The organism is Pseudomonas sp. NPDC087612 (assembly GCF_044743505.1).
Classification (GTDB): Bacteria; Pseudomonadota; Gammaproteobacteria; order Pseudomonadales; family Pseudomonadaceae; genus Aquipseudomonas.
Genome location: NZ_JBIUWO010000004.1, coordinates 252063 through 266147 on the forward strand (window position 1 = coordinate 252063; position 14085 = coordinate 266147).

Annotated in this window: 13 protein-coding genes and 1 pseudogene; 6 read left to right on the plus strand and 8 right to left on the minus strand. The window is 61.2% G+C overall.

Annotated features, from left to right (window positions below; all coding sequences use genetic code 11):
* The first annotated feature begins 62 nt into the window (after positions 1-62).
* Together ACIOVF_RS10055 and sbcB are read left to right on the plus strand one after the other, a co-directional pair.
* On the plus strand, positions 63-422 hold the full coding sequence (locus tag ACIOVF_RS10055) for a PilZ domain-containing protein (RefSeq protein ID WP_045197442.1): 360 nt from the start codon (positions 63-65) through the stop codon (positions 420-422).
* 61 nt (positions 423-483) lie between these two features.
* On the plus strand, positions 484-1914 hold the full coding sequence (gene sbcB / locus ACIOVF_RS10060; RefSeq protein ID WP_401289150.1) for an exodeoxyribonuclease I: 1431 nt from the start codon (positions 484-486) through the stop codon (positions 1912-1914).
* Between the two features lie 74 nt (positions 1915-1988).
* Here sbcB and mvaT read toward each other — a convergent pair whose 3' ends face one another.
* The gene (gene mvaT / locus ACIOVF_RS10065; protein ID WP_045197447.1) at positions 1989-2366 is read right to left on the minus strand and encodes a histone-like nucleoid-structuring protein MvaT; all 378 of its coding nucleotides are present in this window, start codon (positions 2364-2366) and stop codon (positions 1989-1991) included.
* 313 nt (positions 2367-2679) lie between these two features.
* On the opposite strand from mvaT, the gene purU reads away from it, so the two are divergent.
* A complete protein-coding gene (purU, locus tag ACIOVF_RS10070; protein WP_045197450.1) occupies positions 2680-3531 on the plus strand; it encodes a formyltetrahydrofolate deformylase in 852 nt (283 codons plus the stop codon).
* A gap of 23 nt (positions 3532-3554) precedes the next feature.
* Positions 3555-3728, plus strand: a complete 174-nt coding sequence (locus tag ACIOVF_RS10075) for a hypothetical protein (protein ID WP_176794221.1) — start codon at positions 3555-3557, stop codon at positions 3726-3728.
* Here ACIOVF_RS10075 and ACIOVF_RS10080 read toward each other — a convergent pair.
* The 5 genes and pseudogenes from ACIOVF_RS10080 to ACIOVF_RS10100 all read right to left on the minus strand — a co-directional run.
* Positions 3703-4707: a lysylphosphatidylglycerol synthase transmembrane domain-containing protein gene (locus ACIOVF_RS10080; protein WP_401289155.1), complete on the minus strand. Its 1005-nt coding sequence runs from the start codon at positions 4705-4707 to the stop codon at positions 3703-3705. The two genes, ACIOVF_RS10075 and ACIOVF_RS10080, sit on opposite strands and share 26 nt — an antisense overlap.
* The gene (locus ACIOVF_RS10085; protein WP_045197453.1) at positions 4704-5465 is read right to left on the minus strand and encodes a DUF2334 domain-containing protein; all 762 of its coding nucleotides are present in this window, start codon (positions 5463-5465) and stop codon (positions 4704-4706) included. Before ACIOVF_RS10085 ends, ACIOVF_RS10080 begins: the two co-directional genes overlap by 4 nt.
* Positions 5458-6579, minus strand: a complete 1122-nt coding sequence (locus tag ACIOVF_RS10090) for a glycosyltransferase family 4 protein (protein ID WP_401289159.1) — start codon at positions 6577-6579, stop codon at positions 5458-5460. The genes ACIOVF_RS10085 and ACIOVF_RS10090 overlap by 8 nt, the downstream gene beginning before the upstream one ends.
* Before the next feature lie 202 nt (positions 6580-6781).
* A complete protein-coding gene (locus ACIOVF_RS10095) occupies positions 6782-7546 on the minus strand; it encodes a methyl-accepting chemotaxis protein (RefSeq protein ID WP_371128668.1) in 765 nt (254 codons plus the stop codon).
* 93 nt (positions 7547-7639) lie between these two features.
* Positions 7640-8662 (minus strand): annotated as a pseudogene (locus ACIOVF_RS10100) (cache domain-containing protein); the annotation flags it as partial.
* Positions 8663-8831: 169 nt separating this feature from the next.
* Here ACIOVF_RS10100 and ACIOVF_RS10105 point away from each other — a divergent pair.
* Positions 8832-10310 (plus strand): helicase HerA-like domain-containing protein, encoded by a 1479-nt coding sequence (locus ACIOVF_RS10105; protein WP_401289162.1) that lies wholly within the window; start codon positions 8832-8834, stop codon positions 10308-10310.
* 55 nt (positions 10311-10365) lie between these two features.
* Here ACIOVF_RS10105 and ACIOVF_RS10110 read toward each other — a convergent pair whose 3' ends face one another.
* Both ACIOVF_RS10110 and ACIOVF_RS10115 read right to left on the minus strand, forming a co-directional pair.
* Positions 10366-11838: an inorganic phosphate transporter gene (locus tag ACIOVF_RS10110; RefSeq protein ID WP_045197461.1), complete on the minus strand. Its 1473-nt coding sequence runs from the start codon at positions 11836-11838 to the stop codon at positions 10366-10368.
* 341 nt (positions 11839-12179) lie between these two features.
* Positions 12180-12380: a hypothetical protein gene (locus ACIOVF_RS10115; protein WP_010220873.1), complete on the minus strand. Its 201-nt coding sequence runs from the start codon at positions 12378-12380 to the stop codon at positions 12180-12182.
* A gap of 607 nt (positions 12381-12987) precedes the next feature.
* Here ACIOVF_RS10115 and pcaR point away from each other — a divergent pair.
* A complete protein-coding gene (gene pcaR / locus ACIOVF_RS10120; RefSeq protein WP_176794222.1) occupies positions 12988-13863 on the plus strand; it encodes a pca regulon transcriptional regulator PcaR in 876 nt (291 codons plus the stop codon).
* Positions 13864-14085: the final 222 nt, after the last annotated feature.

Sequence of the window (14085 nt, forward strand, 5' to 3'; positions counted from 1 at the left end):
GAAGGAAAAACAGCAGCCCTAGCGCGGCCCTGCTAAAAGGGTCTTCGACAGCGATCCCGACCATGTTTGACGAGCGCCGCATCGAGCGTCACCAGCTCCCTTATTTTCTCAAAGTCTTCAACCGCTTCACCGACCAGCCCATCGGCTACCTGGGAAATGTGTCCGAAGACGGCCTGATGCTGATCAGCCAGCTGCCGATGCTGGTCGGCCCGGATTTCGAGTTGCAGCTCAAAGTCCCGGGCCGCGATGGCGCAGTGCACCTGATCAACCTCACCGCCAGTTGCCTGTGGAGCCATGAAGACCAGACGCCCGGGCATTACGACTCGGGTTTCATGCTGCTGCAGGCGCCACGTGACTACGAGCAACTGGTGCGTGCCCTGCGCAACTATTTCAGCTTCCATCCGTTGAACGCTTCGGCCTGACGCTGGCCGTGACGGGCTGCTGGCCCTAGACTCTGGGCGACCTTCTGTTCAGGACGACCCCGTGAGCTCCAGCATTTTCTGGCACGACTACGAAACCACCGGTATCAACCCGCGCAACGACCGGCCCTTGCAGGTCGCCGGGGTGCGCACCGACCTTGACCTCAACGAGATCGAGGCGCCGATCAACTTCTATTGCCAGCCCAGCGCCGATATCCTGCCGCATCCCAAGGCTTGCCTGGTCACCGGCATCACTCCGCAGCAACTGGCCGCCAACGGCTTGAGCGAAGCCGAGTTCATGACCCGGGTGCATGCCGAACTGGCCCGCCCCGGCACCTGTGGCGCCGGCTACAACAGCTTGCGGTTCGACGACGAAGTCACCCGCTACAGCCTGTATCGCAACTTTTTTGATCCCTATGCCCGCGAGTGGCAGGGCGGCAACAGCCGTTGGGACTTGATCGACATCGTACGCACTGCTTATGCCCTGCGCCCGGACGGTATCGAGTGGCCACAACAGGACCGGCGCACCAGTTTGCGCCTGGAGTTGATCACTGCCGCCAATGGCATCGACCATGGCCAGGCCCATGAAGCGTTGTCTGACGTGCGCGCCACCATTGCACTTGCGCGATTGATCCGACAGAAACAGCCCAAGCTTTATGACTGGTTGTTTCAACTGCGCAGCAAGCAGAAAGTCCTCGACCAGATTCGATTATTACAACCGATGGTGCATATCTCTGGCCGTTTCTCTGCGGCACGCAATTATCTGGGGGTGGTATTACCTCTGGCCTGGCACCCGCGCAATCGCAATGCCTTGATTGTCTGTGACCTGCACCTGGATGTTCAGCCCTTGATAGATGAGGATGCTGATTCACTGCGTCAGCGTTTATACACTCGTCGTGAGGAAATGCCTGACGGACAATTGCCGGTGCCGTTGAAATTAATCCATATCAATCGCTGCCCGGTGGTCGCCCCGTTGAGTGTATTGCGTGGCGAAGATCAGCAGCGTTTGCAACTGGATATGGCTGTTTATCAGGCGCGCGCGGCGAGTCTGATTGCCGCCGCCGGGCAATGGCAGGAGAAATTGCCGCTGGTTTATAGCGCCGAGGAGTTTGCTCCCAGCGAAGACCCGGAACAGCAGTTGTATGATGGCTTTCTTGGCGATCGTGATCGGCGTTTGTGCGAGCAAGTGCGCAGTGTCGATCCGCAGCAACTAGGGCAGGGGCAGTGGATGTTCGATGATGAACGTTTGCCAGAATTGTTGTTTCGTTATCGCGCACGCAATTTCAGCGAAACCTTGAATGCCGAGGAACGCCAGCGTTGGCAAACCTTCTGCCAGCAACGCCTGAGCGACCCGTTGATGGGCGCGCCCAATACCCTTGGGGATTTCGAGCGGGCCCTGCAGGAATGCTGGCTGGACGCCGACGCCCAGCAACAGCTGTTGCTCGGCCAGTGGCGTAACCATGTGCAGGCGCTTAAGTTGCAATTGGGAATGTAAGCAAACGTTGAAAATAAAAAACGCCAGCAAGGCTGGCGTTTTTAGCGAGTAACACAGGGTTACCAGCGGGCTTATTAACCCAGCAGGGTTGCCCAGCCTTCAACCACGTCACCACCCCATTTGGCTTTCCATTCTTTCAGGGTTTTGTGGTTGCCGCCTTTGGTTTCGATGACTTCACCGTTGTGCGGGTTTTTGTATTGCTTGACCTTGCGCGCACGTTTGGTGCCGGTGGTTTTAACCGCGCCGCGCGGGGCTTTGTTCAGTTTGGCTTCTGGATCCAGCAGCGCAATGATGTCACGCAGGGACTTCGAATATTCGCCCATCAGTGCACGCAGTTTGCCTTCGAATTCCAGCTCGGTTTGCAGCTTGTCGTCTTGCGACAGGTTCTGCAGACGCGCTTGCAGTTCTTTGATGGCTTCTTCGGTAGCGCGATATTCGTTGATCAGGGACATGAGGCGTTCCTTGGAAATGAAGGGTTCGGAGAGACAGTGCGGCAATAATAATCAGACAGTCCCCCCAAGTAAACATTAAAGCGGGCTATTAGCTCAATGAATTGTTAAACACCTCGGGAGAATAGGTTAAGAAAAATTTACAAACTAAGACGATTTTCCAATAGTTAACTTAGTCGCCAGTCCGCCGCGGGCGCCGGTTGCGCCCAGGACCGTGACACCCGGGCAGGCGACAGGCCGCGCGCAATGAGTACTGCAGTTTTGCCGGGCACTCGCTAGAATGTGCGCCTTTGCGAAAGTTTCTGGAGTCCATTTCATGCGCACCTACCGGCTGGTGATTGCCTGCCCCGACCGCGTTGGCATCGTCGCCAAAGTCAGTAATTTCCTGGCGTCCTATAACGGCTGGATCAACGAAGCCAACCACCACTCCGACGAGCAGAGCGGCTGGTTCTTCATGCGCCACGAAATCCGTGCCGAAACCCTGCCGTTCGGTATCGAGGAATTTCGTGAGGCCTTCGCACCGATTGCTGAAGAGTTCTCGATGGTCTGGCGCATCACCGATACCGACCAGAAGAAGCGCGTGGTACTGATGGCCAGCCGTGAGTCCCACTGCCTGGCCGACCTGCTGCACCGCTGGCACGCCAAGGAACTCGATTGCGACATTCCCTGCGTGATCTCCAACCACAACGACCTGCGCAGCATGGTCGAGTGGCACGGCATCCCGTTCTTCCATGTGCCGGTCGATCCGCAGAACAAGCAGCCGGCCTTTGCCGAAGTCTCGCGCCTGGTCAAGGAGCACGGTGCCGACGTGGTGGTACTGGCGCGCTACATGCAGATCCTGCCGCCGCAACTGTGCCAGGAATACGCCCAGCAGGTGATCAACATCCACCACAGCTTCCTGCCTTCGTTCGTCGGCGCCAAACCGTACCACCAGGCGTCGCTGCGCGGCGTCAAGCTGATCGGCGCGACCTGCCACTACGTCACCGAAGAGCTCGATGCCGGCCCGATCATCGAGCAGGACGTGGTTCGCGTCAGCCATAGCGACAGCATCGAAGACATGGTGCGTTTCGGCCGTGACGTCGAGAAAATGGTCCTGGCCCGCGGCCTGCGCTATCACCTGGAAGACCGCGTGCTGGTCCACGGCAACAAGACCGTGGTGTTCAACTAAGCCTCAGTGCCGGAGGTTGGCCGATGGCCGATCCACTCGACAAGGCTACCTCCAAGGCCCCGCCGACCCTCGGCGAGGGCTGCCTGAGCCGCTACGACCCGGATGCGCTGGACAGCGAAGACGGCACCGATTTTCCCGGTGCCGCCGAGCTCTGGGAGCAGCTCAAGCCGGCTAGCGACGAACCCGCGCCTGACTGAGCCGCCAGCGCTCCAGCAGCGGCCGGCCCAGCAGGCAGAGGAACACCGGGCCACCGGCGACCAGGTAGAAATAGTAGGTCACCAGCCGCCAGATCAGGATGGCCGCCGCCGCGGTCGATGTGCCCACCAAAGGCGAAAGCAATGCGGCCGAGGTCATTTCAGCCGCGCCTGCACCGCCCGGCAGCAGGCTGAATTGCCCGGCGCTGAGCGACAGCATCTGCACCAGAAAGCTCGGTATCCACTGCAGATCGACCCCAAGCCCGCGCAACGCCAGGTACAGCACGCTGTAGCGCAGCCCCCAGTGCACGCAGGTCAGGGCAAACACCAGCGCCAGGGTGCGTTTGGGTAGCCGCCAGGTTTCGCCCAAGGCGCGAAAGAAGTGCAGCAGCTTGCGCGTCCAGCGTCGGCGCCTGCGGGCGGACACCTTGAGCCGGTGCAGCAACCGGCCATTGAGGCGCAGTAGCGCGCGACGGTATCGCAGCAAGCCGAGCAGGGTGGCGAAGGCGGCGAGCATCAACAGCGCGCTGCTGAGCAGCAGGCCCTCCAGGCTGCGGTTGAGACTGTGGAACAGCGCGTAGCCGGCGATCCCCAGCATGGCGCAGAAAAAGAACAGCAGATCATTGAGCTGGTCGGCAGCAAATACCGCGCTGCTGCGCGCAGGCCCGATGCGATCGCGGGCCAGCAAGGCCATCAGTGCCAGCGGCCCGCCGCTGCCGCCCGGCGTTGTACAGATGGCAAACTCGGTGGCCATGATCACCCCCAGGCTGCGCAAGCGCCCCAGCGCCGCGCCCTGGCTGCCGAGCAGCAAGCGCAGGCGCATGGCGTTGATGATCCAGCACACTACAATCATGGCGAACAGGCCCAGCAGCAGGTGCGGGGCAAAACCACGCAGGCGCGGCAACAGCTCGCTGCCTCCGAGCAGGGCTGGCACCAGCAGCGCCACGATCAGCGCCATCAGCAGCCAGAGCAGGCGGTTCACCGAGGGTGCCTGCTGGCCAGCCAGGCGGATTTGGTCATCGGCTCGCGGCCCTGGCGCAGCAAGCGCTGGACCGTTTGCAGCCAGTAGCGGCGGGAAAAGCCATGGCGCATGTCCACCGGGTGCAGGCCCAGGCGGATCACCGGCGCTTGGCGCAGGCGCGCCTCACGTACGTCGCACAACACTTTCGACAGCCCGCGGCGCCAACGGCTGCGGGCGCTCCAGACCAGGCCGGGGGCCGCGATCGGGCTGAAGTCGGGCAATTGAAAGATGTGCTGCGGGTCGCTGGTGTAACGCAGCGGGAGTTGGCGCAAGGCCTGGCGGGTGCCGTCGCTCATCAGCCAGGCCGGGGCGACAAAGCCCGCCAGGGGCCAGTCATAGCGGCGGAACAGGTCAATACCGGCTTCAAGGCGTTGCCGCGCCTGGGGCTGGTCGAGGCTGTAGAACTCGCCTTCCCAGGTATAGATGCGGCGCATGAAGTAGTCCCGCGGCGAGCGCGGCGGCGGGCTGTCATCGGCATGAAAGTAGCCATGCAGGGCCATTTCGTCGCCACGCTGCAAGCGCCGGTCGAGCATCAGGCGAAATCCGGGGGCCTGCTCCAGGGCATTGCGCTTGTGAAAGTCCGGCACCACCAGCCAGGTCATGGGAATGTTGCCCAGAGCGTCGATGGCTTCGACGAAGGGTTGGTAGTCCGGCCAGGTTTCCGGCGCAACATCATGCAGCACCAGCAGCAGGCTCGGGCGATCGGCAGGCTCAGGCATGAGCGCGTACCGGCATCGGGTGGCCGAGCACTGCCCGGTAATGTTCCAGCAGGCCATTGACCACAGTGTCCCAGGCGTAGTGCTGCTCGACATGGGCACGGGCCTGCTGGCCCATTTGCCGGGCACCGGCCTCGAACACCTCGCGCACCGTGCGGGCCATGGCCTGGCCATCGTTGGGCGTACACAGGCGCCCGCACTGGTCGTTGACGATTTCAGTGAAGGCCCCGGCGGCCACGGCAATGACCGGAATGGCACTGGCCATGGCTTCGAGAATCACCAGGCCGAAGGTCTCCTGGTCGCCTGCGTGCAGCAGGGCATCGGCGCTGGCCAGCAGGCGGGCGACTTCAGCGGCCGGGCAGAAGTGATCGATGACGCTGACGTTGGCCGGCACGGTGGCCGGCATGTGCGAGCCCACCAGCAGCAGGTGATAGTGCTTGCCCAGACGTTTCATGCAGTCGAGCAGCACCGGCAGGTTCTTCTCCCGCGAGCCGCGTCCGGCGAACACCAGCAGGCGCGTGGTATCGGCGATGCCCAGTTGCCGGCGCAGCGACAGGTCACGGTGCTCCGGGTGGAAGGTTGCCAGGTCGACGCCCAGGCGCTGCACATGGACATTGTCGATACCCAGGCCGCGCAACTTGTCGGCCATTACCTGACTCGGCGCCAGCACCCGGTCGAAATTGCCATAGAGTTTGCTGACATAGGCTTCGACGTTGGGCGTGAACCAGTTGCCCATGCGGTTGCTCACCAGCAACGGCAGGTCGGAGTGATAGAAGCCGATCACCGGCACATCCAGCTGGCGCCGGGCATCCAGCGCCGCCCAGGCGGTCAGATAGGGGTCACCGACCTCGATCAGGTCCGGCTGAAGATCGTGCAGGACATTGCGCCAAGGTGCCAGGCGCAGGGGGAAGCGATAGCCGTTGCCGAATGGCAGGGCCGGGGCCGGCACCTTGTAGATGCCGTTATCGTGGCTGGCGCTGGCGCCGGGAATCAACAGGCTGTGGCGAACACCGGGGGTAAGGCCCAGGCGGCGGTGTTTGGCATCAAGATAGGTACGCACGCCGCCGCTGGCGGGCGCGTAGAACATGGTGATGTCAGCGATGTGCACGATCAGCATCCCTCCGAGATCGTCTCCAGAGTGTGTCACCAGGCGGCTTTTCGCCGCTGGAGACGCGCCCTAAGGTTGACCTCTATGAAGGATAGTTTGTTCGATTGGGTTCGGTAGCGGCTAGCGGCAAGCTACAAGCTGCAAGAAAAAGCAGAGCGCACTAGGCTCTGTTTCTTCTTGTACCTTACAACTTGTAGCTTGCCGCTCAAGCTCAAATACGGAAGCTGCCCACCAGTTGTTTCAGGCGGCTGGCTTGTTGCTCCAGGTCGGCGCAGGCGCGCAGGGTCGACTGCAGGTTCTCGACCCCTTCCTGGTTGAGCATGTTGATTTCGTTGATGTCCATGTTGATCGAATCGACCACGGCGGTCTGTTCCTCGGTGGCGGTGGCCACCGACTGGTTCATGCCGTCGATCTCGCCGATGCGCAGGGTTACGCTGCCCAGGCGCTCACCGGCCTGGTTGGCGATCTCGACGCTGTCCTGGCTGTGGCGCTGGCTTTGGCCCATGGTGTCGACCGATTCACGGGCGCCGACCTGCAGCTCTTCGATCATGTTCTGCACTTGCTGCGCCGACTCCTGGGTGCGGTGCGCCAGGTTGCGTACTTCATCGGCGACCACGGCAAAACCGCGACCGGCTTCCCCGGCACGTGCCGCCTCGATGGCGGCGTTGAGCGCCAGCAGGTTGGTCTGCTGCGAGATGCTGGTGATCACTTCGAGGATCTGGCCGATGTTCACCGTCTTGCTGTTGAGCGTCTCGATGTGTGCGCTGGAAGTGCAGATCAGGTCCGACAGACGGTTCATCGCCTGGATGCTGCGATCGACCACCTGCTGGCCTTCTTCAGCCAGATGCCGTGCCGAGCTTGCCTGTTGCGAGGCTTGCGCGGCGTTGTGGGCGATTTCCTGGGCGGCGGCGCCCAACTGGTTGATCGCCGCGGCAACGCTGTTGGTGCGGTTGGACTGCTCGTCGGAGTTGACCATCGACGAGTTGGAGGCACTGACTACCCGCAGGGCCACTTCGTTGACCTGCTCGGTGGCCGAGGACACTTCGCGGATCGAACCGTGGATGCGCTCGACGAAGCGGTTGAAGGCGGTGCCGAGGATGCCGAATTCGTCGTGGTTATGGATCGCGAGACGCTTGGTCAGGTCGCCCTCACCTTCGGCGATGTCCTCCATGGCCCGGGTCATGGTGTGCAGCGGTTGCATCAGTACGCGGATCAGTAGGCCGAGCAGGGCAATGATGATGACCACGGCGACCAGGGTGGCAATCACCGCCGAGGTGCGGAATTTGCTCAGCATCGAGTAGGCCTCGTCCTTGTCTACCGACAGGCCGATGTACCAGTTGGCTGAAGGCAGGCCCTTGACCGGGGCGAAGCTGAGGATCCGGGTCTTGCCGTCAAGTTCGACCTCGCTCGGCTCCTTGCTGATGCGCGGGGTGTTCTGTGGGAACAGGTCCGACAGCGACTTCATCACCAGGTTTTTATCCGGGTGCACGAGGATCTTGCCTTGATCGTTGATCAGGAAGGCGTAGCCCATGCCGCCGAAGTTCAGCGAGTTGATGATCTCGGTCAGGCCGTCGAGGGCCAGGTCGCCACCGACCACGCCGACATTGCGTGCAGCGGTCGCTACCACCGAAATGACCATCTTGCCGGTGCTGACATCAATATAAGGTTCGGTCAGGATCGGCCCGTTGGCGGCCATGCCGTCTTTATACCAGGGGCGTACGCGCGGGTCGTAGCCGTCGGGCATCTTGGTCTGTGGGCGGATGGTGAAACCGCCGTTGACGTCACCCAGGTAAATGGTCAGGAAACTTGAGACCAGCGCTTGTTGGCCGAGCAGCGTGCCGACTTTGTCAGCCTCGGGAAACGCGGCAATGTTTTGTGCAACGTTTTGTACCAGCAGAATACGACCGTCAAACAGGTTCTTGATATTGGTCGAAGTGGTTTCGCCCATTTCTTCAAGATAGTTTTCCAGATCCTCGCGAATGGCATTACGCTGCAAGAAATCGTTGTACAAGGTAAACAGGGTAAAGGCGATCATGACGATCAGCGAGGCGGCCAATAGGATCTTGTGGCTGAATCGGAGGCTTTTGTTCATAACGTGTCGGTCCGCTAAGGTCTTGTTATCCGGGTCGTTCGCACAAAGAACAGCGTGAAAGCAGTGCAGGTCCCAATTCCTTGTCGGGCTATTCCTGTCTTCCTGGTGGTCTATCGCTATTTAATATCGGCCGTTTCAAGCCAAAGCTTTAAACAGAGGGTGAAAAAACATGCCTGACTCTTCGCAATTCGTGCTCGGCGCCGACCTCGCCGGGCAGCCGGTGGCCCAGGCCATGCGCCTGGCCAACCGTCACGGCCTGGTGGCCGGGGCGACCGGTACCGGCAAGACCGTAACCCTGCAACACATGGCCGAAGCCTTCAGCGACGCTGGCGTGGCGGTGTTTGCCGCTGATGTCAAAGGCGACCTGTGCGGCCTGGGCGCGGCGGGCACCCCCCAGGGTAAGGTGGCCGAGCGCATTGCCGGCATGCCCTGGCTGAACCATCGGCCTCAGGCTTATCCGGTCAGCTTGTGGGATATTCACGGTCAGTCTGGTCATCCGCTGCGCACCACCCTCAGCGAAATGGGCCCGTTGTTGTTGGGCAATTTGCTGGAGCTGACCGACAGCCAGCAGGCGGCGTTGTATGCCGCGTTCAAGGTCGCCGACCGCGAAGGCCTGTTGCTACTCGACATCAAGGACCTCAAGGCGCTGCTGGCGCACCTGAAGGACAACCCGCAACTGCTCGGTGAAGACAGTGCGCTGATGACCACCGGCTCCAGCCAGGCCCTGTTGCGGCGCCTGGCAACCCTCGAGCAGCAGGGCGCCGAAGCGTTGTTCGGCGAACCGGCCTTGCAACTGGAAGATATCCTGCAGCCGGATGCCGATGGTCGCGGGCGCATTCACCTGCTCGATGCCAGCCGCCTGGTGCATGAGGCGCCGAAAGTCTATGCGACCTTCCTGCTGTGGCTGTTGGCCGAACTGTTCGAGCAATTGCCCGAGCGTGGCGATGCCGACAAACCGTTGCTGGCGCTGTTCTTTGATGAGGCCCACTTGCTGTTCAATGGCACCCCCAAGGCCCTGCAGGACCGGCTGGAGCAGGTGGTGCGGCTGATCCGTTCCAAGGGCGTAGGTGTGTACTTCGTCACCCAGTCGCCGGGCGATCTGCCGGATGATGTCCTCGCGCAGTTGGGCCTGCGCGTCCAGCACGGCCTGCGGGCATTCACCGCCAAGGAGCAGAAATCCCTCAAGGCCGTGGCCGATGGTTTCCGCCCCAACCCGCAATTCGACACCTTGAGCGTGCTAACCGAGCTGGGCATCGGTGAGGCGCTGGTCGGTACCCTGCAGGAAAAGGGCACGCCGGGTATGGTCCAGCGTGTACTGATTGCCCCGCCGCAGTCGCGCATCGGGCCGCTGAGCGCCGCCGAACGGGCAGCGCTGATTGCCGCTTCGCCCTTGGTCGGGCGTTATGACAAACCGATCGACCGTGAATCGGCCTATGAAATGCTCAATGCCCGTAAAGGCGGCGCCGCTGAGCCTGAGCAGGCGCCGGCTGCGGCTGAAGAGAGCTTGGCCGACAAAGCCGGCGAGTTCCTGCAAAGCGCAGCAGGGCAGGCGATCAAGTCGGCGGTACGCCAGGCGGCCAACCAGTTCGGGCGCCAGTTGGTACGGGGCCTGATGGGTTCGTTGCTCGGCGGCAGCAAGCGCCGCTGATTGCATCAGGCATAAAAAAGGCGCCCCTCGGGGCGCCTTTTTACTGCGGGGTGTATTAGCCGATGGCTTTGGTTGCCAGCCAGAACAAAGCTGCCGACAAGCCCACGGTAGCCGGAAGGGTCAGTACCCAGGCCAGCAGGATGGTGCGTACGGTGCCACCTTGCAGGCCGCTCTTGTTCGCCACCATGGTACCGGCCACACCCGAGGACAGTACGTGGGTGGTCGAGACCGGCAGGCTGAAGATGTTGGCCATGCCGATGGCGCAGGCTGCGGTGATCTGCGCCGACATACCCTGGGCATAGGTCATGCCCTGCTTGCCGATCTTCTCGCCGATGGTCAGCACTACGCGTTTCCAGCCGACCATGGTACCCAGGCCCAGGGCCAGGGCGACCGCGAGAATCACCCAGAACGGTGCGTACTCGGTGGTGGCGGTGAGGTCCTTGCGCAGTTTGTCCAGGTCCGCCTTCTCGCGTGCCTGCAGGCCTGGCAGCTTGCCGACCTTCTTGGCGGTGTCGTCCAGGCAGAGCAGGTAACGACGTACTTCAATGCGTTTTTCCGGCGTCAGCGAACGGTAGTCGGCCACACCTTTGAGCGAATCGAGCAAGGCATTGATGGTCGGCTCGGTCTGCTGCGGGTTGCAACTGAACTGTTCTGGCAGGTCGCCTTCTTTGGCTTTGCCCAGGGCCAGGAATTCGCCCAGGGTCGCTTCGTTGCGCTGGTAGAACTGGTTCAGGTGCAGCGTGGCGTCGCGGGTCCGCTCGATCTGGTAGGTGGTGCTGTTGAGGTCGAGAACGAACGCCGATGGAACGATACCGATCAGTACCAGCATGATCAGGCCGATACCTTTCTGACCGTCGTTGGAACCGTGCACGAAGCTCACACCCATCGCCGAAATTACCAGCACCAGGCGGTTCCAGAATGGCGGGTGCTTCTTGTCGTCGAGTTTGCGGCGCTGTTCCGGCGTCTTGTGCATCTTCGACAGTGGTCGCCACCATTTCAGGCCGAGCAGCACCAGCGCGGCGACAGCGAAACCGGCCATCGGCGACAGTACCAGCGACATGCCGATATCGATTGCCTTCTGCCAGTTGACCCCGTCACCCAGCGGAATGTCGCTGATCAGGGCGTTGGCCAGGCCCACGCCGAGGATCGAGCCGATCAACGTGTGCGAACTGGACGCCGGGATCCCGAAGTACCAGGTACCCAGGTTCCAGGTGATGGCGGCAGCCAATAGAGAGAAGACCATCGCCAGGCCATGGCCGGTGTTCACGTTGATCAGCAGTTCGACCGGCAGCAGGTGAACGATGGCATACGCCACGCCGACACCGCCGAGCAGAACCCCGAGGAAGTTGAACACGCCGGAGAAGAACACGGCCAGGTGCGGCGGCATGGCTTTGGTATAGATGACTGTAGCTACCGCGTTAGCGGTGTCATGAAAGCCATTGATGAACTCGAAGGCGAGTACGAAGGTCAGAGCGAGCAGCAAGCTCACCAGTACCCAGGCATCAAGTCCGCTGAATAAATCGATCATGAAGGAATTCTGACCCGGTCATAAGGGGGCGCGATTATGCCAGAAATCCCCGGTAATCGATGCCCCTGCGACGGACCGCTCGACGACTTTTCTACCCCATTGCCCAAGCCGCTGAGTCGGCGATGCTTCGGTGATCGTCGGCTAAAATCGAAAAAAATCGAGAAAAATTAAACATTTGCATGATTTCATGCGTGTCAGAAAAAAATCAAACGGCCGTATGAAATTTGTGAAATTCCGTTACCGCATGCGTATGACGGCGCAAAAATCAGCTGCATCGTGCTCAGCTAAAAGCATCCCCGCACGCCGTGGCGCGGCGTGTTGCGATCGCCATCAGGCGTGGCTCAGGGCGCCTGGTCCTTGAGTTCTTTCTCGATTTTTTCCAGTTCCTGGGCGAAGGCCTGGTCTAGCACGCTTGCGCGTTTGCGCCATGGCTTGCGTTCCGGGTCGGGTTGCGCGGCATAAGTGGTCACTTCACCGCCATAGACGTCCTTGTAACGTTGTTCCTGGCGCTCTAGTTCGGCGCGCAGTTCATCTTTGGTCACAGTATTACCTGTATGGATATAAACCCTGGCGTTTACGCGGGCAATTGAGTGCGCGGGGCACAACATGCACACGGCTACGCGGCCAGAGCGGCATAACTGTCGCAGCAACAGTAGGTTGTGGTGGTGCAAGCGAAAGTGAACATCGAGGTGTTCACGTTAATGGCACTTGCAGCGATCCGGTTGTGTCTGCCTGGGGGCAGCAGCGGATTGGATCCGCACTATCCCCGCCCAAGGGCGTGGATACGAAGTTTTATTATAGCAAGCAGATTGTCTGACACTAGTACTCTCTATTGTTGATAAGAACAATAGAGCGGCGGTTTTGTTACCAAGTTATGAATGCGCTCAGTCCGCCGAGTATGAAATTTGAACCGGGCGCCGAGAAAAAGTTCTCTGGCCACCGACCCCGTCTTTTACGGAGGAAGGAAAAACGGCCTCGCTTCGTGGGCAAGGCCGTGCCTGGGACTTCTACGGTGGGTACCTGACCAGTCTCTCCAAGAAGCCACATGGTGGCGGGAGAAAGGTATAAGCAATTGAGGGTAGCGGTCAATTGCGATTATCGGTCGATGGTTCGATAATCGCCCCAGTGACCGTGTTGCCGAGGCTAGCCATGACAGAAGAAACCACGCCCAAAGGGCCAGGATTGAACGACAACGTGCGTAGCTCGTTTGCGTCCCTGGCGCCGCCTATCGTTGCCTCGCCGGCCAAGCGTATCCAGGCCTTTACCGGTGACCCCGATTTCATGACCTCGCTGGCCCGGGGCCTGGCGGTAGTTCAGGCGTTCCAGGAGCGCAAGCGCCACCTGACCATCGCCCAGATCAGCCACCGCACGGAAATCCCCCGCGCCGCGGTACGCCGCTGCCTGCATACGCTGATCAAGCTCGGCTACGCCACCACCGACGGGCGCACCTATTCGCTGCTGCCCAAGGTGCTGACCCTGGGTCACGCCTACTTGTCGTCGACGCCGCTGGCGGTATCAGCGCAGCCTTATCTGGACCGCATGAGCGACCAGTTGCACGAGGCTTGCAACATGGCCACCCTGGAGGGCGACGACATTCTCTACATCGCCCGCTCGGCCACGGTGCAGCGCCTGATTTCGGTCGACCTGTCGGTTGGCGGGCGCCTGCCGGCTTATTGCACCTCCATGGGCCGTATCCTGTTGGCGGCGCTGGACGACGCAACCCTGCACGAATACCTCGAGCACGCCGACCTGCAGGCCAAGACCAGCCGCACCCTCCATGACCCGGTGGCCTTGCTCGAGTGCCTGCAGCTGGTTCGCCAGCAGGGCTGGTGCGTGGTCGACCAGGAGCTGGAGCAGGGCTTGCGCTCGATTGCCGTACCGGTCTACGACGCCTCCGGCCAGGTGCTGGCGGCGCTCAACGTCAGTACCCATGCCGGACGGGTCAGCCGCACCGAGCTTGAACAGCGCTTCCTGCCGATCATGCTTGCCGCCAGTCGTGACCTCAGCGCGCAATTGTTCGCCTGAACGTTCCTGTTCGATAAACGCACAGAGATGCGTTTATCGAATTGCGCCGCGCCCGCCTGCTTATTAATGTCCCTCGCAGCGGTCAGCCTGCCCTGACCGCCCATAATAATGAGCGAGAGGCAAACGCCCCATGACCGACTTCCTGTCCCTGCACGGTTTGCACCTGTCCTACGCGGGACTGCGCGGCAGCTGATCCAGTTTTTCGATCCCGTACCTGTTCGT